Origin of the sequence: Alteribacillus sp. JSM 102045 (assembly GCF_041949975.1) — a bacterium.
Taxonomy (GTDB): domain Bacteria; phylum Bacillota; class Bacilli; order Bacillales; family Marinococcaceae; genus Alteribacillus.
In genome coordinates, this window is the sequence record NZ_JBHFQG010000022.1 from 35680 (window position 1) to 57068 (window position 21389).

Consider the following 21389-nt stretch of genomic DNA (forward strand, 5'->3'; position numbering starts at 1 on the left):
TCCCTCAATCATGTAGTTGTAACTGAAAGTGGAACCTATCAATCCGCGTTGATTACTACGGAGAAATTGAAAATAATGGGGAACCAATTTTAGGGGTAGACATCTGTTTAGTCTGCCCTTTTTTCAGACCTTTTTACGTGTGGGCGGATGAGGCCCTGTTTATCAAATGGTGGCTTCTTTGCTGCTTCGGTGGTCAACAACAAGTATACTTTTGCTCCTGCTTTAAATCTTTTATACCCAAACAGTGAACATTCCATTGTTTTTCCCCAATTTGAACGGTATGTGTGTCTCTTTTTCCATGAAATTGTGCATGTTGAATGATGCCGTGATGTCATTTCCTTGACTGGTCGGACCGGGAGAATGTTTTTTTAATAAATAAGCTTTGTTAAAGTTTAATGTTGATAAGCGAGTCGTCAAAATCGCTCGCTTTCCGGGACGAATCATCGAGCCTCCTCGCTCGTTCCTCCCTGTGAGGTCTAGAATGACTCGTTAAAGCATTCCGGGAAGATCTATGTTTCCAATTGAACGTCGTTCAGTTTCCTATTAATCCTACCCACAGTTCTTGAATAAAAACAAGCTGAAGATTAGTGTATCTATCTTCAGCTTTCGTCTCCATTCTTTTAATAACATTTCCGATTTTACAAGTCGTAATTTATAAAATCTTATCCCAAGTTAACTATTATTTATTGGAGTGACACATGGTTTAAAAAATATGCTAAATATTGTGATCGCACCTGCGATTATTTCAGTAAGTTAATAAATTCTTTCATGAATGTTGGTAAATCCGGCCATGCTTGACCTGAAACCATATTTTGATGCGTGTGAACATTTTCATTGATATACATCGCCCCGCATGATTTTACATCTGGTTCACAAGAAGGGTATGCTGTGTACTCCCGGCCCTTCATTAAATCTGGAATGACAGTAAGTAGTTGTGCTGCATGACAGATGGCTCCAACTGGCTTATTTACCTCAAAGAAATGGCTGACAATCTTCGGAATCTCATCAGACATGCGAATGTATTCAGGCGCACGTCCTCCCGGAATAATCAACCCGTCATATGTTTCAGGATTAACATCATTAAAGGCTACATGAGATTCAAGGTTGTATGCTTGTTTTTCCTCAAACGTCTCCATTCCCTCTACAAAGTCATGACAAACTGTGCGAAGCTTTTTAACAGAAGGGGAAGCAATTGATACATCAAATCCTTCTTCTAAACAACGGTAGTAAGGATAAAAAACTTCAAGCGCCTCTACTGCATCTCCAGTCACAATCAATACTTTTTTGCTCATAAACAAAACCCTCTCATTCATTTATTTAACACACTTATTTTTAACAAAAAACCGAAAAATACTAGGAAAAATTTTATATTTATGTTTGTAACTTTAGACTGAGCTCTTCAAGGTTAGAAAATCTTTTCAACATTGCTTTGAAATCCAATCCTGATAGGTTCATACGATTCCTGCTCTCGATTATATCGTTGCTACTCCGGCAAACCCTTCACCGGCGGTTAACGCAACGATCATACTAATACTCCAACTGAGAAGCGGCGTGACAACAAACATCGAGACGAGTCCCCAAATAATAAAATACTTCTTTTTTTCCGGGCTTTTATGAATATAATATCCGCCTGCATATGCCGCTCCTGCCACAAACATGATGATAAAAAATAACATATTTTTTCTTCCCTGTTTATGTTTGCGGTGAAGTCACATTGATCTGTTCTTCTTCACCGGTTTCTAAGACATAAGCAAGCTGCCCGTTGTTATTTATTGTATATTCCCCGGTAAAAGTGGACTGGATATTTTCTGCCGGCTTGGGTGACATCGCCGCTGTTATTATGGCTACAAGTGCTGCTGTACAAAAGCCTCCGATCAACCATTTTTTGTATAGGATAAATCTCCCTTGAATGAATTAGTATTCATTTTAGCAAAAAATGGATGTAGATTTTGCAAAGGAATCTATAGAAATGTGTAAAAATGACAATTGCGAAGAAGATTGAATGGATTCGAAGAAATGCGGGTTACTCTTCTCTTAACACCCCTTTTGAAGGTGATGAGGTGAGAGAGCTGCTGTAATGTGTCAAACTTCTTTCTCCACCGTAACCCCTTGACACTAGTGTTGACTAAATTTCTTTCTATATTGTTGAGGGGGTAGCTGGTTGTGTTTTCGAAAAGCATGATAAAAACTGGAGGAATTCTGAAAGCCTGCTTCATAACAAATATCCATAACGGATAGATTAGTCGTTTGAAGAAGATAATGAGCCTTGTTTATTCGTACTTTTTCTAAATAGCAGCGTGGAGTTTCTATCGTATTCTTAAATAGCCTTCCTAGATAATAAGGACTTATGCCCATATGCCGCGCTAAACGCTACATGGTTATATTTTCTTTATAATGCTTATGAATATAGGCTTTCGTGTCATTAATCAGTTCCATCGGTGGGTTAAAACGTATAGCATCCGGCCGGCACCTTTTGCAAGGACGGAAACCTGCTTGTTTTGCCTCTTCAAATGATTGAAAAAACGTAATATTTTCTTTGTTCGGTCTACGAGACTTACAAGAGGGCCGGCAAACGATTCCTGTTGTTTTCACCGCATAGAAAAATAGGCCATCATATGCACCGTCACTAGCATGAACTATTTTCCTTAATTCATTAAAAGTAAACCTTGTATAAACAGCCATAACGTTCAACTCCTGTTTTACTTCACCATTAGTTTTAATGCTTTTTATACAATAGAGCTTATACGGAACATAAAGAAAAATAACGATCACCGGAACAAGGATATGTGATTGAAAAAATGGAAGCAGAACTCAACCAGGATAGCGATCCCTTACTAAAAAGTTTAATACCTGCAGCCATAGAAAGGATATAAACAAGAATCCCTAACGAAGTAGGAATAAATAATATATCATTAAATGGAATAGAAAGAGCTTCGCTAATGATAATCCCTGCTCCTGCGAACATAACGACAAACAAGACCATGCGTCTTGAAGTTTGAAGGCTGGATGTAACTTTGAGAAATAAGCTGGGAATGCGCCATCTCTACTTAGGGAGTAAACAAGCTGCGTCAGACTTGCTACAAAAGCGTTTGTTGTTCCAGTACAAATGATGATAGCAAGAACTACCGTCATTATATGAGCATTCAACCAAATGTATCATTCATTATCACGGAAATGGGAGATAAATTACTCTCCTCACTACCATACGTTCCTGTTCCAATAGTGATAAAACTCAAAGAGAAAAAAAGCAAAACAATAATTATTACGCTGATCATGGTACTTCTAACAATGTTTCGATTGGGATGTTTAAAATGATCTGATAAGTTACATATGCGTCCCACCCAAAAAAAGTCCAAAAAATGACTGTTATGGCAGTCCCGATCGAGCCTCCGCCGGAAGGAAAAAAAGGTGTAAATTGATCCCAGCTTATTCTTGGAATGGCCAAAATAATCGTTATGACTAAAAGAAAAAATAAACAACCACTTAAAAATAATGCTGCTTTACCGCTTACACGAATGCCAAAATAGTTAGTGGTTCCGGCAGCGACCAACATCAATAAAGCGGAGATCACGATTCCAGCCAGGTAAAATGAAAGGCATTCCCTAAATTATATGCCCCTGTTAAAGCAACGATTGTCTATCCAACAGCTGCTGTAACAAAGTAGAACCATCCAATAATATTTCCTGCGTGTTCTCCAAATGATCGTCTTACAAAAGTGGCAGCTCCTCCAGCATCTGGATATTTTCGCGCTAAGCATGCAAAGGAATAAGCAAGGGGAAAGCTAATGATAATCAGGATAATAGACGCTGGCCCAGCTATGGAGGCCGTTAAAAAAGGACTCCTGACCCTAAAACCGTAGCAATATATAAAGCAATACCTCCCAATGGAAGTATTATTCACGCCGACACCTCTTTTCTATAAGAAATATACCAATGAAGACATAAAATTTTCTTCTGGTTTTTTGCAGTTTCCTTTATTAAAATTTCTAAAGGCAGCTCGTATCAAAAACCGGGCCAATCCTAAAACTAGGACTGCGCCTATTGGGTTATTTTTCTTTTTTTCCACATTTCCATTGCTTCATCCAAGTGTCTTAAAAAGGGAAGGAATGTACTTAACCCATATTCTTCCTCTATCCTCCATGATAAAAGAAATCCTGTGTTAAAATAGAAAAATCATAGGTTGAAAGTTTAAACTCTAAGCAGCTCAGGAGTGAACGATAGATGGACAAAAAAGACATAGCAGGCATCCGCAGACAATTGAAAGTAGACAATGATATACTAAAAATCTCCGACATATTCCACGTATACATCATGAAGGAAACGACGGATATTTACCATCACCAGAGTCAGCCGTTCGAAATGCTCGACAGAGATCAGCAGGAGCTTTTCATGAACAACTTCAAGAAAGTCATGACAGGCCAACTCGACGAAAAATTGTTTGAACTAAAATTTAAGCGCGATGCAGAGAACCACAGTCAGCTCATCCTTCATAAAGGGTTATTAAGCAGTGACATCGGGGCCTGGAAGGAACAAATGCTTCTTATGACAGAAAAAATGATCAAGGACCATCCGTATGAAAAAGATGTCGTGATCACTTTCATTCGTGCCGAGTATTTGAAACCAACGAAACCACGGAACGAAGAAGCCGAGGAAAGTGAACGGGACGCTGTTTACTCCAACCCTTTTATTCTTTGCAGCATTAACAAAACAGAGGAACCTAAAAAAGAAATACAGTTCGACTATATCGAGAAAGAGTTCAAATACAAAATCGAGGCAGATCCGGTTATTGACCTCAAAAACCCAATGTCAGGATTTCTTTTCCCCTCCATTACGGATGGTGCATCTGATATGAACCACGTTCTCTACGCCGCAGGCAAAGCCAATGAGCCAGACTACCGATTTATCGAAGAGGTATTGAACGGTGAAGACATCATGACAGCGAAAGAAGACAAAGCGGTGTTCGAGGAAGTCATCAAAGATGTCGTAGGAGACCAGCTCAATCCCTCCACTCTCGCCCATGTGTACGGAGAGATCAACCGTGTCGTTGAAGAAAATGAAGAAGATGCACCACCAACCCTGGACTACAATGATGTCGAACGAGTTCTCAATCAGAGCGGTGAACAAGTAGACTCTGAAAAAGTAAAAACGGCTTTTCAACGAGTCACCGATGAAGAAAACTACGAGCTGAAAGCAAGCAGCATTGTCCCCAAATACAAATCAAAATCGATCAAAATCAACACAAAAATCGCCAACATCTCCATCAGCCCGCAGGACCTGCAATACGTGAGACAGGTCAACTATCAAGGGAAACGCTGTATTATGATTGAAGTGGAAGAAGATGCGGAGATTGACGGGTTTAAAATGCTGCCGGAAGCTTTTGGTGAATAAACCCTTTCAAATAATTAATTGAAACTCCAGCTTTCTTTCATCCGATAAACTTCCTTAATGTAATAAAAAAGGTCCGAAGAGAAAGAATTCAACGTATGACAAATACGCTGAACCTTTCCCCTCGAACCTTTTATGTCAATAGGTTATTTTTTACACACGATAAAAGATGTAACCCTTGGTCCCTGACCTATCTAGATAGCGGAACTCTTCAAAGAATGTACTCGAGCAGGTTTAAGATGAGGAGACGTCCTGACATGAATCATCCTCTCTTTTCTCAGCTGAATATATTTTTTTGAAATAAATACCTGTTCCTTGTCGAATTCAACAAATATCAGGCGCCAACTCTCATTTAATATTTTTTATAAATCATACTCCCATAATCCAAGTTTTCCTTTCGCTGGAATATATTCATCAAGCATGTTCATGTCCTGCACTTCCCAAGCATATCCTCCAACTGCAAAATCACCTAAAAAAAAATCATTGCCTGATACTATTCGTCCGTCTTCCAGGACTGCTGAGGTCTCATGATTTTCAATAACCTTCAAACAATTTATAAGCTTGCATACAGCTATAATCATGCCAGTGGGAAGATTCTCTTTTGTATAACCATGCCTGCCGAGTAACGCCTGTATTGCCACATGGCTAGAGACGTCCTTATCTATTTTTTTACTTGTGTGAATGGCTAAAGAGCCACGATAATGCGTTCTCCATGACCTTGTTTCATATTTTGCCTCTCGAAGGACAAAAAGGCTTGCCCATGGCTGAATCATCGATAAAACCTTCATTCAATCGGCCTCCATTCTATAAAAGTTTACTTTGTCAGTAGAGTGTCCCTGTTGAATAATATTATGACAATTGGTAGAGGCTGATTGGTACATATATTAATTATTCAATTAATCTCTTGAAAGAAATAAGGTTGATCAAAGAGAATAAGTTAATAGACAAAATCTTAACTGACCTGTCCCCGTTAGTTAACAGCAGAGTTACTTTCCAAATTTGAAAGTTCTTTAAAGGTTGGTTAATCTAATGCTAAACATAAAATCATAGACGTAGAAGCAAACATTCTATGAAGTAATATTCACCGTTAGGCTCCCCTTGTTTAATAATATCTTCTACCATGTTTTCTAACTCAAACCCTGTCTCGTCTGGTGCTTCCATAGAAAACTCAAGAAGTGCAACGTAATCATCTATAAACTCTTTGTTCGCAGGACCAACGAATCTAGTGTTTAATTGCATCGCGCCCCTGTCCATAAACGAATTAAGGGTGCTTTGTTTGACGTATATTTTAAGCCAAATTCAACCATCTTTTCATCTGGCGTTTTGTTTTGTGATATGTCTTCAGTCGTATAATTGTTTTCTGTTGCAAAGGTCTTGAACCTTTCTTCTACATTAGCGTTGTTTTTACAGCCTGTTAATAATAAGACTGTCATGGCTACACTAAGCGTTGTTCTGCGCCTTCTTCTTTCAATTCTGACATGGAAGAAAGGTTCAGTGCCTTTATAGATTCCTTCCATGTTTTTCAATGAATCTAAAAAAAGGACGGTTCCCTTTATTACAGGAAAGCGCCCTTTAATAAAAGATCATTCAACCATATTCTGTCTCTAAATAATTATATTTTAATTTTCTTCAATCGCAGGGAACTTAATACAACGGACACTGAGCTCGAAGCCATTGCTGCACCAGACAACCATGGATCCAAAAAACCAAGCATTGCAATGGGTATCATAAGAACATTATATAGAAATGCCCAAAGGAAATTCTGTTTTATATTTCTCGTTGTTTTTTTACTAATGGTGATCGTATTAACCAATCTTTTTGTTTTTATAGGAATAAAAATTTGATTATTTTTATAATACTTTGGATTGGCTATAACCGTTTTTTTACCGTTCACCGATGCTTGAACACCATATCCCGGTAAGGAGAGGATGTCAGTGGCACTTGGAAAAGTACTAACCTGTTTTTTACCTCTTTTACTATGCTAAAGGATGTGGAGGCGTAGCCATGTCCGATCTTTATCGTACGTAAAAAATCCTTTTTCCGTTGTTAAATTGACATGAACATCAATAACGCCTTCTATTTTTGAAACGGCCTTTTCAATTCTTGTTGCACAAGCAGCACAATGCATTCCCCTAATCTCTGAATGGTCCGATTCTTCCATGATCCTCACCACTTCAATTGTTTTACCTTCATTCTATTAATCACTGACTTTATTTATAACGATGAGTGAAGAATAACTTTCTTAGGTTTGCACAGTCTGACTGTACGCTAACGTTTTCTGAGGCTGAACCATTCCCTTCCCTATCCTCCTAATGAACTCACTTTCCCGTTTCCCAATCCCTTCCTATGGAGTATGGGTAAACACCAACAATCTTTTTCCCAACGATGACCTCCCACTTTATTCTCTAGACGAAAAGCCAGCATTAATCGAAATTTATGGATCGTTAGCATAATCATTCCCGCTATATTGATCAAGTTTCGTGTTGAAAAGAGGTGGAAGTAAAAAACTTGATGAAGCAGGCAAACAAAGATGGGAGATCGCTTGGGTAAGAAAAGGATTATTCATTCCGTCCATCAAAGCATTAAAGATAAATAAGAGACATGCCGGCATTAATATAAGCCCGCTCAAAAATGAAAAACGTTTCTTTCGCCCCTTACAAAAACGTTGATTCCTATCAGGTGCCGTGATGGGCCACCACATACTAAGAGATAATGCGAAAAGCAATAATGTATATCCATCCCGAATCAAAGGATATTGCGAAAGAATTTCTAAAGTTATCGGTATATGGTACATCAAAAACAATACGGCAAAAACACTTAAAGAAATCATAGGGGGGAATAATTTGCTTACCGTTTTCATTATTGAAATCTTCCATACTTGTTTATACAGATAATCAGGAATTCCTAACAAAAGAATTGGCGGAATAATAAAGTACAGAATACTCATTTGAATCATATGCAAACTGAAGGAAAAATGATTGATCGCAGCTAACGGACTGCCCGTCGATGATATACATGCCGTGACAGCATTTTGGTTTTCATTGTTTATTGCCATTGTCCTGTTATCCGGACTTATGTGGACGGATGTTTGGGGTAGTATGGCAAAAAGTGTTGTTGACGCAACCGAAACTGGTAGTCCAGTGGGAGATCAACCTTGGGAAAAACATGCCTTTACAGAGTCTACTGTGCCTACTAAAGAAGTGGCAGACGTACCATGGGCTGCAGAGAACTTACCTGTTCCAGATTCTGGTGCTGGCGGAACAGCCCCCATTTCTATTGAGCAAGTTATGCAAATTGCAGAGTCAAAAAATGTTCATCCAGGGTATACCATAGCCTTCCCTGAAGATAAGACAGGAGTATACACCGTATATCTCGATCCAGCTGACGTTTATCCTAACCGCCCTAATCCTTCGACTCAACAAACATTGCACATTGACCAATATGATGGACAAATTTTAGCTGATTTAGGTTGGAAAGATTATGGAATCATGGGAAAAATTATTTCCCTTGGTATTGCCTTTCACCAAGGTGAATTCGGGATTATCAATCAAATGTTTAATCTCCTCTTGGTTCTCGCTTTAATCGTTATCCCGTTGAGTGGACTTATGATGTGGAAGAAACGAAAGCCGAACGGTACATTAGGTGCCCCCAAACTACCTCGTAACTTCAAGTTGTTAAAGGGCGTTGCATTGATCGTTATTGCCCTTGGCATATTCTTTCCCTTAGTCGGGATTTCCTTGTTGGTTGTTTTTTGGATTGGTTAATTATGAAGAGAGTTCCAGTGATGAAGCGATGGTTGGGGTAGTACCTCTATCAAATATATTTTCCAGAAGCTATTTATGGTTAGTGGAAAGAAGGGAAAAGAAATCTAGCAGCTTGCACGGGATGTCTTTCAAAGTGTCGTAAAAAAGATCCGGAACAGAATGACATTATTCATGCGACGGGCTTTTTTCTAATTGATCCAGAAGGAAATGTTATCAGCATGTACGACGGTCTAACGGTCTAGAAAATGATACCGAACCCATGGTGGAGATCTAAAAAAGATAAATTGATCGTAATCATTTGACTATCAAGAGGAGGAAAAGCTGAACAGATGACTACAACACGAAATGAAAAACATAATGATGTACCAACAAATGCTATGAAAACCAAGGATTTATATAAAGCCGTTTGGCGTTGGCACTTTTATGCTGGATTAATTTTTATGCCTGTTCTTCTTATATTGGCTATCACAGGTGGCATTTATCTATTTAAATCTGAAATTGAACAATTTATGTATCAGGACTTTTATCAAGTGGAAGCACAGGGGCAGGCAATCCCCCCTTCTAAACAGATTGAAACGGTGATGGATAGATATCCTGAAGCAAAAGTGGATCGATACCGACCTGGAGAAGACACGCATCGTTCAGTAGAAGTAGGAATTAGCAATGATTCCTCTTCACTAACGGTTTTTGTAAATCCTTATACGGGAGAAATTGTGGGCGAACTTAATGATGAAGAACGTTTAATGAATAAAATAGAAGAAATTCATGGAGAACTAATGGCCGGAACAACAGGAGACCGAATGGTTGAATTAGCTGCATGTTGGGCAATTATTCTTATTGTAACTGGTATTTACTTATGGTGGCCTAAAAGGAACGAGATATTATGGGGTATTGTGCTCCCAAGATTTTCGAAAGGAAAAAAAGTTTTAAGGCGAGATCTACACGCGGTTCCAGCTTTTTGGATATCGGCAACCGCACGCCTGAACAAGAAGAGCTGATCCGTTTACGCAAAGAGAATCAAAAGCTTGCCATGGAAAATGATATTTTAAAGCAGGCCGCGCTGATCATGGGACGAAAGTAGATGTGATCCGGAACTCCATTACCGATTTAAAGAACCTGTCGTCCCACCTGTTTAATATTAATTATTTTCTTCTCTCTATCAACGCACAGCACTCGATGTGAGTCGTCTGTGGAAACATATCGACGGGCTGTACTTCCTTCGTTTCATACCCGCCTTCTTCTAATATCTTTAAATCCCGTGCGAGGGTTGCTGGGTTGCACGATACATATACGATCCGTTCTGGTTTCATGGAGAGCATGGTGTCCAGCAGGGTTTCATCGCAGCCTTTTCGAGGTGGATCAATAACAAAAACATCAGGCTGGATGCCATGTGCTTTATACCACCATGGAATCACTTCTTCTGCTTCTCCGACGGCGAAATCAACGTTTTCGATTTTATTTAGGCGTGCATTTCGTTTTGCATCTGACACCGCTTCTGGGACAACTTCAACACCGTAAACATGCTTTGCTTTTTTCGCGAGAAACAGAGAAATGGTGCCGATGCCGCAGTATGCGTCAATAACATTTTCATTTCCGCGCAGATCGGCATATTCAAGTGCTTTATCGTAGAGTACTTTTGTTTGTAACGGGTTTACCTGATAAAAAGAGCGAGCGGATATCGCAAATTTCACGTCGCCGATAGTGTCATAAATATATTCTTCTCCCCATAATACAATCGTTTTGTCACCAAAAATAACGTTCGTACGCTTGTTGTTAATGTTTTGGACAATCGAAGCAACATTCGGAATACCTTCTCGAATGTCTTTAATTAAGTTCTTTTTATGAGGCAGATCGGGACCGTTTGTGACAAGTACAATCATTAATTGATCCGTATTTTTGGCGTATCGGGTGACGACATGGCGGAGCGTGCCGCGGTGTTTTTCTTCATCAAACGCTTTAATGTTATATTTGTCGGCCATTTCTTTGACGGCCTGGACCGAGTCGTCGTTTTCTTTTTGTTGAATAATGCAGGCTTCCATATCAATAATCTGGTGAGATCGCTTTTGAAAAAATCCTGCTTTTAAATGACCATCTTCTCTTGTGCCGATCGGGACCTGGGCTTTGTTGCGGTAGCGCCATGGGTCTTCCATGCCTAGAGCAGGATGAACCGTAACGTTTTCTAATCCGCCGATTCGAGTCATCGCGTCCTGAACTTGCTTTTGCTTATAGCGGAGCTGCGCATCATACGTTAAGTGCTGGATCTGGCAGCCGCCGCATTTATAAAAAATGGGACAAGGCGGATCCGTCCGATCTTCACTTTCTTCGATTCGCTCCATTAATCTGCCAAAACCGTAATTCTTTTTTGTTTTAATGACTTTTATCTTTGCTTTTTCTCCAGGGATGCCATATGGGACAAACAATGGATAGCCGTCAACTTTCGCTACTCCCGCGCCATCATGGGTTAAATCTTCAAATGTGGCTGTGATCATTTCATTTTTTTGAACCGGTGCTTGGACCGCTTGTTTCTTTTTCATTGATGCTGACCCTTTCTTTTCCGTACTAGTAAGATATGAGCCATTGTATCACAAAAATCGGGTTTTAAACTTGGTTGGAGTGTTTATCAGCGATTGAGGTGGGGTTATCAGCGAAAAAATTGTCGATTCAATCGAAATAAATGTCGCATCGATCGAAAAAAAAACTTTAGCAGCGAGCCCCCTCCTCAAACCTCAACTCATATTTTGCCCCACTGTTGGACCTTCCAATCCGAGTAAAACCATGCGACTGCAGAATCCGTTTTGCAGCGTGGGGAGACGAAATATTTAGAAATTCTCTCGTTTCTTTATTGAATATGATGAGTGATCGCACGAAGCACATTGCCAGCTGCCATGTTTCCGTTTCATAGAAAAATAAAAACAATGTGGACATTGCACTCCCTTTATAATTTGGAACGGTGAAATATTATAGCGTTTTATGATATCTTGATTTTTATCAGTATGATGGTTCGTCATTAAAAGAGATAAGGATTCTAATTGAGTTGAAGAAAGCATCGTCTCGGGATACAGAAGCTGCAGCTGATTTATTTTATCTGGCAGAAAGGAGCAGTGAATGACATTTTCATACTTCATTTTTCCTGTTCTTTTCAAGACAGAGCGGTTGTTTCCGATAACAACTAAGGTTTCTATGGGGTAGTTATTCCACTTTGACTCTGAAGCCATGTGGAAAGCTGAGCTTGGTGACGGCTCACCTGGATAAGAGGGTGGAGAAATGCTTCTTCTTTCTCCCCGTCTTTTCGGATAAATTGATTAAATTCGGAATCAAATATTAAGGTTCCGGAAATGTTTTTTATTTCTAAAATAAGAAAAAATGCTGGAGACAAGATCAGTGTATCTATTTGGAAAAACTGAGTACCGTCATAGAGTCTGAGGCCAGAAGTATATAAAACTGTTGTGAGGGGAGAAAGGTTAACGGGTAGTCAATCGATTGTTCGCCTTTGTATCCGGCGAACCATTTTGCGGCGTCTTTTTCAATCGTGAACGGTTTTGGGTGTCCAGGAATTAGTCTTCTCTCTAGTGCTTTTAACTTTTGCAGGTGGCGGGGCATGATTCGAGGTTTGATGATCAATCTATTACTTCTCTTTCTGCTTGAATGGATGTTTTATTCGACATGAGGTGCTAATTTTCCTTTTCGCTGATAAATTTCGAACTTACGCTTGATGTGACAAATTTTTCGCTCATATCGACAATTTTTTCGCCGATAACCCCTTTACAAAACCGCTGATAACGCAAAAAACACCCTGCGAAGAGGGTGCTCTCGTCGTTTATTATCCTGATTCATCAATACATCCAACCGCGTCATCCAATTCTTCAGGAAGATCCGTTTCCTTCCCTTTTCTATACTTGTTCAACATAGAAATAAGCTGGCCGCGGTTGTATTCCGTCTCTCTTTCTTGAGGTTTTCCGTTACCTACTACCTCGTGCACTTCATCTACTATACATTCTTTAACAATTCCTTTACCCTTCTGCGGTGTTTCCTCTTCTTCTTCCTCTTCTTGATACTCTTCTAAAGCGATACGGCCTTCACTTTCATAATTAATAACGCCTTTCTCTTCCATTAAGGTTTCCGCATAATTAAGCATAGCGTTTGTCACATAGCCTGCGTTATCTTGTACGACTTCACCGTTGAACTCATAACCGTCTCCGCCTGTGCCAATGTAATCATTCACTGCTACTACGTAGGTTTTCTCGGGATCTATTGGTTCTCCATCTACCAAAATCTCAGCGTCAACGTACTCATCATCTTCTTCATCATAATAAATCGTGTACCCTATTCCGGAAGCCTGTAAATCTATTGCGTTATAGCGAGAATAAGAATACTCTATCACTTCTTCAATAGATTCACCCGTCATATGGATTTTCATTACTTCATTTCCAAATGGTTCAACCTCGTAAAAATCTCCTGCGGTAATCGTTCCTTCATCTATACTTGCACGAATTCCGCCATTATTCGTGAAGGCAATATCTGCATCAATTGAATCCCTCATAGCATCTGTCCAAAAATTACCTAAAGGCACATCCTGTTCGTTGCGGCCTTCTCTAGACAGTCCTGTTTTGGTTTCGCCAACTTCCTCACTAAGCAGTTCATCGGCTTCTTCTTGATAAGATTCAACGGAAGCCTGAACATCTTCATCTATTTCCTCTAGCTCGTCCACATCATGAAGCTGTCCTTCTATGTTTGTTACTTCTCCTTTTTCCGTATCAACAGTAATGTTCACTTCTCCTATGTTATTTAAATCAGCACCTGTCTGCGCAATTGACGTGCCGTTCACCTCTTCTGGTTCCTCTAGTGCCGTATGAGAATGAGCCCCAACAATTACATCAAAAATATCTGTATCTTCAGCTAATGCTCTGTCGTCATCATATCCTATGTGATTCAACCCGACAAAAATATCTGTGTCTTCCTTGATATCTTGGTATTCGATTGCTACTTGTGCATAATCTTCTTCAAAAGAAAGCCCCTCAATACCGTCCGGAGCTGTAGCAGGCGGTGCTTGTGTGAGACCTAAAATCCCGATCTCAACATTTCCCGCTTCTATCACCTCATAAGCTTCAGGTTCTTCAAACGGGACATCCTCCCTTTCTACCTTAGTATTAGCACTAAGCCAAGGAAACTCTGAATCTCCCATGTTTTTTTCAAAGGCTTCTTGCCCATAATCAAAATCATGATTCCCTACGGTCATGGCATCAAGCCCTACTTGATTAAGAAGATCTATGATCGGTTTCCCTTCATTTAAATCCACTACTGGGTTACCGCTTGATATGTCGCCAGCATCTAGGTATATTACGTTTTCATCTTCATTCTTTTTCTCCTCTACAAAAGCAGCAAGTTTTCCAAAATCATCGATCGAAGCATGAATGTCATTGGTATGTATGATAGTTACTTCTTCTTCTGCTGCTTCAGCTGTGGCAGCAGAAAAACCTAAAAAAAGTGCAGCAGCGGTTATTGCAGCTTTTGATTTGGACAGACAAAAACCCATGAAAAATTCCCCCCTATAAATCACTTAAAATTCATACTAGGAGGTCACTTTTTGCCTGTCAATAGAATCCAGCCACTGCAATAGATAGGTCCTAATTGTGATAATAGATCGAAAGGTCTGCAACTAGCCAGCTGTTTTCCAGAAAGAACAAAAGCGCAAGCGCCCTGTTCAGCCTCGACAGGAAATGTTCTCCAGTCAATAAAGGCGCTCTTTGCCTTTAATGACTGGAGGTTATTTAACCCCGAGAGGCTGGGCTCTGAAGCTAGACGCGGATCAAACAATATGGAGATAGTATCCACAACTTGTAAAAACATAATTTCCTAAACAATAAAAAAACCGCCTTAAAGCGATTTTTCATTTATACACCGACAACATCACTTCGCCGTTCAAATAATTCGACATCGCGCCAGATGCCGTTCAACTGGCCAATCCGCTCACGCGTACCTACTTTTCGAAAACCTGCTCCTTCATGGATTTTTATACTGTTGCGATTTTCAGGGAAAATGCCGGCTTGAAGCGTCCAATAGCCTTCCTGTTCTGTAACTGCTATTAATTCTTTTAATAACGATGTACCCAGCCCCTGACCGCGGATATCGCCTCTTATGTATATACTCGTTTCTCCTACACCATCATAGACGGTACGGTTGGATACTGGTGAAATAGCAGCCCAGCCGAGAACCTGACCGCTTTCCTCATCTATAGCCACGAGTCGGCAGACTAGATCATGCGTTGCCGACCAGATTTCCCAGGATGGTGCTTGTGTTTCAAATGTAGCAATCTCCGTTTCTATTCCCATTTCATATATTTCTTTGACTTCTAGCCAGTGTGGTTTTTGCAAACGTTCAAACGAATATTTCAAAGATACACCTCCATATTATTGCTGTTTTTTTAAACGGCGGTATTCATTAACTAATAGAAAAGCCTGCAGCAGAACGAGAACGATAAATAATGGACTGTAGAGATCAAATCCTGCTCTCGACGATGCTCCCATAAGCGTAAACCCTGCAATTAAAGCAACGATATAAATCGTTAAAATTAACTTAAAGCGAAAACTGGTCCATGGTGTAAAAGAGCGGCGAATCTCCGGAACTGCTATTGATACAATGATGAGAACAGCCATAATAAAAATAATGGTCCTATTAGATATGCTTTCAGCAACCTGGGTGTAGGGGAAAAAGTCATTTAACACCAGGATGCCGACGACAATAAAAAAACCTGCTTGAAGTAATATTTTTAGCAATATTGTGCTACTCCTTCTTTGTTGTCCTAGTCTTTAAATTGGTTTCCTTATAGTATATGAAAAAAATTTCCCCCCTTCAAATTGAAAACACTTTCTCCTTAATACGGAATAACGCCTGCCTTTGTTTTCATAAACAGGACAGACGTCTGTCTTTAACTAAATTTATAATATTTTTGCGAAATCTTCGATGGCTTCTTATCACACCTCCCATTAAATGCAGCTCAGCGGCTGTCCAATATTAATAGCTCTGGTTTTTCTAGGTAACTTTTCACCTCTGTCATAAATTCTCCGCAATGTTCCCCGTCAATCACGCGATGGTCAAAGGTTAAAGACATTCCCATCATGTAGCCTATTTCAATTCGGTCATTTACGACAATAGGTTTCTTTTCCATCCTGTGAATACCTAATATAGCTACTTCGGGATAATTAATGATCGGTGTAGCGAACCAGCCGCCTTTTTTTCCAGTATTAGAAATAGTAAATGTGCTTCCTTTCAATTCTTCTGGTTTAAGACGTTTTTGTCTAGCTCGGTCAGAAAGGTCCTGAATCTGTTCTGCAATTTCTATAATGGACAATCCATCGGCTTGCTTAATAACCGGTACAATTAATCCCTCTTCCGTTGCAGTGGCGATTCCAATGTGAATACCCGCATGATAATGAAATTCCATTGCTTCGTCATCTACGGTTCCGTTAAAACGAGAGATTTTCTTTAAAGCACGGGTTACCGCTTTCACAATAAAAGGCAGATAAGTTAACTGAATCCCTCTTCCTTCCAACTCAGGCGTTAAATCATCGCGCAGCTGTGTCAGCTTTTCTGCGTTCACCTCATCCATCCCAATGCAATGAGGAATGATTTCTTTTGCCCGGGTCATGTTCTGGTAGATTTGTTTCCGTAACCCTTTAATAGGTTCGACTCGATGAGTCCGTGTTTCAGCTGGAATGGCTTCATCCTTTGTCTTGGTAGCATTTACTGAAGCAGGTGTCTTGTAATCTTCTACATGATTTCTTACGTCTTCGGCTGTCACTCTTCCGCCCTTTCCAGTAGGCGTGACAGCATGAATATCTACACCCAGTTTTCGTGCAAGCTTTCGGACAACCGGTGCAGCTGGAATTTGTTTTTTACCAGAGGAAGCTGCTGACTTCTCCACCTTTTCAGCTTTTTCCTCAAACGAAACAAGCACTTCCCCTACTTTAATGACTTCTCCTTCTTTTGCCCCCAGGCTAACAACTTTTCCAGTATAAGGAGAAGAAATTTCTACCGATGCCTTATCGGTTTGCACTTCTGCAATATTTTCGTTTTCCTTAACATGGTCTCCATTTTGTATAAACCATGTTACCAGTTCTGCTTCATGAAGGCCTTCTCCTATATCCGGCAGCCGAAATTCAAAGCTCATCCTGCCGCCCCCTTTAATCCAAAGATATTTCCCAAGTATTTATTATCTGTTCTTCAATTCGCTCTGCTGACGGTATCCAATGGTCCTCTACACTTGGCACAGGATATGGACTGTCATAGCCTGTTATTCTATTAATCGGCGCTGCTAAATAAAACATCGCTTTTTCGTTAATAACCGCTGATATTTCGGCCCCGGCTCCTGCAGATTTAACTGCTTCGTGAACAATAACGGCGCGGCCTGTTTTTTGAACCGAAGTGATAACCGTTTCTTCATCTAAAGGTACGATCGTTCGTATATCAATTAATTCAATGGATAGTCCCCGGCTCTGCTCTCCTTTTTGTACCGCTTCTTTTACCGCTTGCATCGCTGCTCCCCAGCTGATCACAGTGATATCGTTACCTTCTTTGACTACATTTGCTTTCCTAATTCAATGATATATCTCTCTTCTGAAACCTCTTCTTTAAATGCTCTGTACAATTTCATCGGTTCTAGAAAGAGGACAGGATCAGGGTCATCAATTGCTGCTGCCAATAAACCTTTTGCATCGCAGGGAGTAGAAGGCATGACCAGTTTTATGCCGGGAGAGTGCATGAACAGTCCTTCTAAGCTGTCAGAATGGAGCTCGGGGGTGCGGACACCTCCGCTGTACGGAGCTCTAATCACCATGGGAACATGGTAAGCGCCCGCTGATCGAAACCTCACTCTGGCAGCCTGCGCTGCTATTTGGTCCATCGTTTGATAAATAAAACCTAAAAACTGGATCTCCGCAACTGGTTTTAGGTTACGGACTGCCATTCCCACTGCCGCGCCTACAATCCCGACTCTGCTAATGGGGTATCAATGACGCGTTTCTCTCCGAAAGTTTCTGCTAATCCGTCTGTTGCACGGAACACGCCGCCATTTTTGCCGACATCTTCTCCAAGAATGAGAATGTCTTCATTTTGTTCCATTTCCTGGCGCAAAGTATAGTTGATAGCTTCCACCATATTTAGAACTGCCATGTTTGTTCCCTCCTTTTTCCGGTAACCTCGTCGATCTGTTCTTTCAACCTTTTTGTAGGTTGATCATAAACGCATTCTAAGGCATCTTCTAATGTGGAGGGTTTATGCTGCGCTGCTTTTTGGAGATTTTTCGTCACTTCATCTTCTAATTCTGCTCTTAATGATTTTTCTTTTGTTTCATTCCATATGTTTTTATCTATCAACATGTTTCTCATTCTGCGAAGAGGGTCTTTATTTTCCCACTCTCTTCCTTCCTCTGCTTGTCTATATTTTGTCGGATCATCTGCCGTTGTATGAGGTCCTTTACGGTAAGTAACTGCTTCAATTAAAACAGGAGTACCTTCTATTGCTTTCGTTCTTGCTTCTTTCATCGTTTCATATACGGCTGGTGCATCATTTCCATCTACTTGAATTCCAGTTATACCGTAAGCCAGCGCTTTTTGGGCGATGGACCGGCTGTTTGTTTTCTTATGAAACGGCATACTGATTGCCCACTGATTATTTTGGACGAAAAAAATAACGGGCAGGTTGAATACCCCCGCAAAATTTAATGCTTCATGAAAATCGCCTTCTGAGGTTGCACCATCTCCGACATAAGCAACACTGATGCCGTCTCTGTTTTTGTATTGATCAGCAAATGCACTTCCAACAGCGTGAAGAGACTGAGCTCCTATAATAATTTGAATCGGAAAAACATTGCTTCCTTTTAAATTTCCACCTTCTAAATGACCCATCGTATACCGAAAAAAATTTTCCATGCTCACACCCCGCACCATGCAGGCAGCTTCTTCTCTGTAACTGGGAAACATCCAATCCTCAGAAGTTAAAGCCATCGCGCTTCCAACTTGAGCTGCCTCTTGGCCTGCTAGAGGTGCATAAGTACCGATCTTTCCTTGGCGCTGATACTTTAGCGCTCTTTCATCAAAAATTCTCCCCCGCACCATCCACTTATACATGTCGATTAATGTTTCATCGCCAATACTAGTATTACCATTCCATTTTGCCGTCTTCATTGAGAAGCTGCTTTCTTTGAATATTAATACTTTCGGGTTCTACCCACATTTTACTCCCCCTCCCTCGTTTTTTAAGACGAATTCCAAGTATATTTATAAAAAAATGACATTATGTCAAATTGTTTAGCTATAGTATAATGTTCCACAAATCAAGCGTCAATACGAAGCGAGGTAATATTTTGAAAAGTGAAAATTTTGATCAAAGGAATATTAGAGCGCTCCGCTCGCGAGTTTTATTATTAGAATCGGCAAAGAATACGTTCCTAGCACACGGTTATAAACAAACGACTATCGCCAAAGTCGCAAAAGAAGCTAATCTAGGATATGGTACCGTCTACTCGCATTTTAAAAAAGGAAAAGAAGAACTGTTTTTCGCCGTTGTAGAAGGCGCAATGAATGAATTCTACCAAATTGCCGATACCACATTCACCCCTTCTTCCCATCAAGAAACGACCGCTTTTGCGTATAAACGGGCCAAAGAGTTTCTTCAAGTTGCAATCTAATACCCATGGTGTGTACAAATAAATTGTTTAAAATTGACGTATTTAATGGTAAAACAACGAATTGAAAGCGTTTACATAGTTAAGGAGGGATGAAGGTCTGGGAAATCTATAAACCTAGCAGGGTTTTGGTGCTTTTCTTATTAATCATTAAACTTTTCTATAGACAGAAAGGGGATAGTAAAAGATGCGTTATGATGCACCGAATACATCTGGAAGTCTAGTAAACTTTAAAGAGCGGTACGACAATTTTAATGGAGGAGAATATAAAGCACCTGTAAAAGGTGAATACTTTGACAATGTTACTCCTGTTACCGGGGAAGTATTTTGTCAAATGTCGCGTTCTACCGCAGATGATGTAGAACTAGCTATTGATGCAGCTCATCAGGCAAAAGATGCCTGGGGGCGAACATCTCCTGCTGAACGCGGCAAAATATTGAATAAGATAGCCGATCGTATCGAAGAAAATCTAGAAATGCTGGCTGTTGCGGAAACATGGGAAAATGGAAAAGCAGTCCGCAAAACATTAAATGCTGATATTCCGCTTGCGGTCGATCATTTCCGCTATTTTGCGGGGATCATTCGCACTCAGGAAGGTACAATCAGTCAAATTAATGATGATACGGTCGCTTATCACTTCCATGAACCGCTTGGCGTAGTCGGTCAAATTATTCCATGGAACTTTCCGCTTTTAATGGCTACATGGAAAATTGCTCCTGCACTTGCAGCCGGCAACTGCACCGTTCTGAAGCCTGCTGAACAAACGCCTGCTTCCATTCATGTCCTGCTTGATTTAATAAAAGACCTTCTTCCGCCTGGTGTGCTTAATATTGTAAACGGTTTTGGGGTAGAAGCTGGTAAACCTCTTGCATCAAACAGCCGTATCTCTAAAGTAGCGTTTACCGGGGAAACAACGACCGGCCGTTTGATTATGCAATACGCCTCTGAAAATATTATTCCTGTTACGTTAGAACTTGGTGGTAAATCTCCAAACATCTTTTTTTAATACGTCATGAAAGAAGATGACAAATTCCTTGATAAAGCCATTGAAGGCTTTGTAATGTTTGCATTAAATCAAGGGGAAGTTTGTACATGTCCATCCCGGGCCCTTATTCACGAGTCCATTTACGACCGCTTTATGGAACGCGCCCTGCATCGAGTAGAAGCTATAAAAACTGGACATCCGCTGGATACCGATACCATGATGGGCGCGCAAGCCTCTCAAGAACAAATGGAAAAAATTATGTCCTACCTTGACATCGGGAAGCAAGAAGGAGCCGAAGTTCTTGCCGGCGGCGGCAAAAATGAATTAAATGGTGAGCTGGCCAACGGATATTATGTCCAGCCGACTATCTTTAAAGGCTCAAATAACATGCGTGTCTTCCAGGAAGAAATTTTGGTTCTATGTCAAATGTTGGGGTAGGAGTGCCTTGCTCCTACTCCTTTATCCTACTTGAAATTCCGTTATTTTATATTGGTGATGTAATAAGACACGTAACCTTAAACGATCATAACGCTTGAAGCCAAAAGCGTTTCGTTTAATCACCTTTGTTTGATTGT

18 protein-coding genes and 6 pseudogenes are annotated in these 21389 nt (G+C 40.3%); 6 read left to right on the top strand and 18 right to left on the bottom strand.

Annotated elements, in window-relative coordinates; genetic code table 11:
* Window positions 1–740 precede the first annotated feature (740 nt).
* From ACE1TI_RS14525 to ACE1TI_RS14545, 5 genes and pseudogenes are all read right to left on the bottom strand, one after another.
* Window positions 741–1292: a DJ-1/PfpI family protein gene (locus tag ACE1TI_RS14525; protein WP_375008300.1), complete on the bottom strand. Its 552-nt coding sequence runs from the start codon at window positions 1290–1292 to the stop codon at window positions 741–743.
* A gap of 180 nt (window positions 1293–1472) precedes the next feature.
* Window positions 1473–1676: a hypothetical protein gene (locus ACE1TI_RS14530; RefSeq protein ID WP_375008301.1), complete on the bottom strand. Its 204-nt coding sequence runs from the start codon at window positions 1674–1676 to the stop codon at window positions 1473–1475.
* Between the two features lie 439 nt (window positions 1677–2115).
* On the bottom strand, window positions 2116–2355 hold the full coding sequence (locus ACE1TI_RS14535; RefSeq protein WP_375008302.1) for a helix-turn-helix domain-containing protein: 240 nt from the start codon (window positions 2353–2355) through the stop codon (window positions 2116–2118).
* 15 nt (window positions 2356–2370) lie between these two features.
* Window positions 2371–2682 carry an Ada metal-binding domain-containing protein gene (locus tag ACE1TI_RS14540; RefSeq protein WP_375008316.1) on the bottom strand — a complete coding sequence of 104 codons (312 nt, stop codon included), beginning with the start codon at window positions 2680–2682 and terminating at the stop codon, window positions 2371–2373.
* A gap of 15 nt (window positions 2683–2697) precedes the next feature.
* A pseudogene (locus ACE1TI_RS14545) lies at window positions 2698–3896 on the bottom strand (APC family permease); the annotation flags it as partial.
* A gap of 324 nt (window positions 3897–4220) precedes the next feature.
* Between ACE1TI_RS14545 and ACE1TI_RS14550 the strand changes: the two are divergent.
* Window positions 4221–5387 (top strand): DUF4317 domain-containing protein, encoded by a 1167-nt coding sequence (locus ACE1TI_RS14550; protein ID WP_375008303.1) that lies wholly within the window; start codon window positions 4221–4223, stop codon window positions 5385–5387.
* Between the two features lie 359 nt (window positions 5388–5746).
* Here the strand turns inward: ACE1TI_RS14550 and ACE1TI_RS14555 are convergent, their stop codons facing one another.
* The 5 genes and pseudogenes from ACE1TI_RS14555 to ACE1TI_RS14575 form a co-directional block, all read right to left on the bottom strand.
* Window positions 5747–6172 (bottom strand): ASCH domain-containing protein, encoded by a 426-nt coding sequence (locus ACE1TI_RS14555; protein WP_375008304.1) that lies wholly within the window; start codon window positions 6170–6172, stop codon window positions 5747–5749.
* Between the two features lie 256 nt (window positions 6173–6428).
* Complete coding sequence (locus ACE1TI_RS14560) at window positions 6429–6623, bottom strand: hypothetical protein (protein ID WP_375008305.1); 195 nt, start codon at window positions 6621–6623, stop codon at window positions 6429–6431.
* Between the two features lie 373 nt (window positions 6624–6996).
* A pseudogene (locus tag ACE1TI_RS14565) lies at window positions 6997–7185 on the bottom strand (hypothetical protein); the annotation flags it as partial.
* Window positions 7186–7365: 180 nt separating this feature from the next.
* Window positions 7366–7545, bottom strand: coding sequence for a cation transporter (locus ACE1TI_RS14570; RefSeq protein WP_375008306.1), 180 nt, complete (start codon window positions 7543–7545; stop codon window positions 7366–7368).
* A 273-nt stretch (window positions 7546–7818) separates the two neighbouring features.
* Window positions 7819–8439 (bottom strand): cytochrome c oxidase assembly protein, encoded by a 621-nt coding sequence (locus tag ACE1TI_RS14575; RefSeq protein WP_375008307.1) that lies wholly within the window; start codon window positions 8437–8439, stop codon window positions 7819–7821.
* Between ACE1TI_RS14575 and ACE1TI_RS14580 the strand changes: the two genes are divergently transcribed.
* The 3 genes and pseudogenes from ACE1TI_RS14580 to ACE1TI_RS14590 form a co-directional block, all read left to right on the top strand.
* Window positions 8363–9148 (top strand): PepSY-associated TM helix domain-containing protein, encoded by a 786-nt coding sequence (locus ACE1TI_RS14580; protein ID WP_375008308.1) that lies wholly within the window; start codon window positions 8363–8365, stop codon window positions 9146–9148. The genes ACE1TI_RS14575 and ACE1TI_RS14580 overlap by 77 nt on opposite strands.
* Window positions 9149–9588: 440 nt before the next feature.
* On the top strand, window positions 9589–10146 hold the full coding sequence (locus ACE1TI_RS14585) for a PepSY-associated TM helix domain-containing protein (RefSeq protein ID WP_375008317.1): 558 nt from the start codon (window positions 9589–9591) through the stop codon (window positions 10144–10146).
* Window positions 10077–10226, top strand: a pseudogene (locus tag ACE1TI_RS14590) (transposase); the annotation flags it as partial. The gene ACE1TI_RS14585 and the pseudogene ACE1TI_RS14590, both read left to right, overlap by 70 nt.
* A gap of 64 nt (window positions 10227–10290) precedes the next feature.
* Here ACE1TI_RS14590 and rlmD read toward each other — a convergent pair.
* The 8 genes and pseudogenes from rlmD to pdhA form a co-directional block, all read right to left on the bottom strand.
* Window positions 10291–11682, bottom strand: coding sequence for a 23S rRNA (uracil(1939)-C(5))-methyltransferase RlmD (gene rlmD / locus ACE1TI_RS14595; protein ID WP_375008309.1), 1392 nt, complete (start codon window positions 11680–11682; stop codon window positions 10291–10293).
* A 644-nt stretch (window positions 11683–12326) separates the two neighbouring features.
* Window positions 12327–12566, bottom strand: a pseudogene (locus tag ACE1TI_RS14600) (nuclease-related domain-containing protein); the annotation flags it as partial.
* Between the two features lie 402 nt (window positions 12567–12968).
* On the bottom strand, window positions 12969–14681 hold the full coding sequence (locus tag ACE1TI_RS14605; RefSeq protein ID WP_375008310.1) for a bifunctional metallophosphatase/5'-nucleotidase: 1713 nt from the start codon (window positions 14679–14681) through the stop codon (window positions 12969–12971).
* Between the two features lie 358 nt (window positions 14682–15039).
* Window positions 15040–15540 carry a GNAT family N-acetyltransferase gene (locus tag ACE1TI_RS14610; protein WP_375008311.1) on the bottom strand — a complete coding sequence of 167 codons (501 nt, stop codon included), beginning with the start codon at window positions 15538–15540 and terminating at the stop codon, window positions 15040–15042.
* A gap of 15 nt (window positions 15541–15555) precedes the next feature.
* Complete coding sequence (locus ACE1TI_RS14615; protein WP_375008312.1) at window positions 15556–15921, bottom strand: hypothetical protein; 366 nt, start codon at window positions 15919–15921, stop codon at window positions 15556–15558.
* Window positions 15922–16142: 221 nt separating this feature from the next.
* Entirely contained in the window at window positions 16143–17315 is a 1173-nt protein-coding gene (locus ACE1TI_RS14620; protein WP_375008313.1) for a dihydrolipoamide acetyltransferase family protein, read from the bottom strand.
* 13 nt (window positions 17316–17328) lie between these two features.
* A pseudogene (locus ACE1TI_RS14625) lies at window positions 17329–18316 on the bottom strand (alpha-ketoacid dehydrogenase subunit beta).
* Window positions 18304–19329 (bottom strand): pyruvate dehydrogenase (acetyl-transferring) E1 component subunit alpha, encoded by a 1026-nt coding sequence (gene pdhA / locus ACE1TI_RS14630; protein ID WP_375008314.1) that lies wholly within the window; start codon window positions 19327–19329, stop codon window positions 18304–18306. Before pdhA ends, ACE1TI_RS14625 begins: the two are co-directional and overlap by 13 nt.
* Window positions 19330–19508: 179 nt before the next feature.
* Between pdhA and ACE1TI_RS14635 the strand changes: the two genes are divergently transcribed.
* Together ACE1TI_RS14635 and ACE1TI_RS14640 are read left to right on the top strand one after the other, a co-directional pair.
* On the top strand, window positions 19509–19832 hold the full coding sequence (locus ACE1TI_RS14635) for a TetR/AcrR family transcriptional regulator (RefSeq protein WP_375008315.1): 324 nt from the start codon (window positions 19509–19511) through the stop codon (window positions 19830–19832).
* A 184-nt stretch (window positions 19833–20016) separates the two neighbouring features.
* Window positions 20017–21225, top strand: a pseudogene (locus ACE1TI_RS14640) (aldehyde dehydrogenase family protein); the annotation flags it as partial.
* Window positions 21226–21389: the final 164 nt, after the last annotated feature.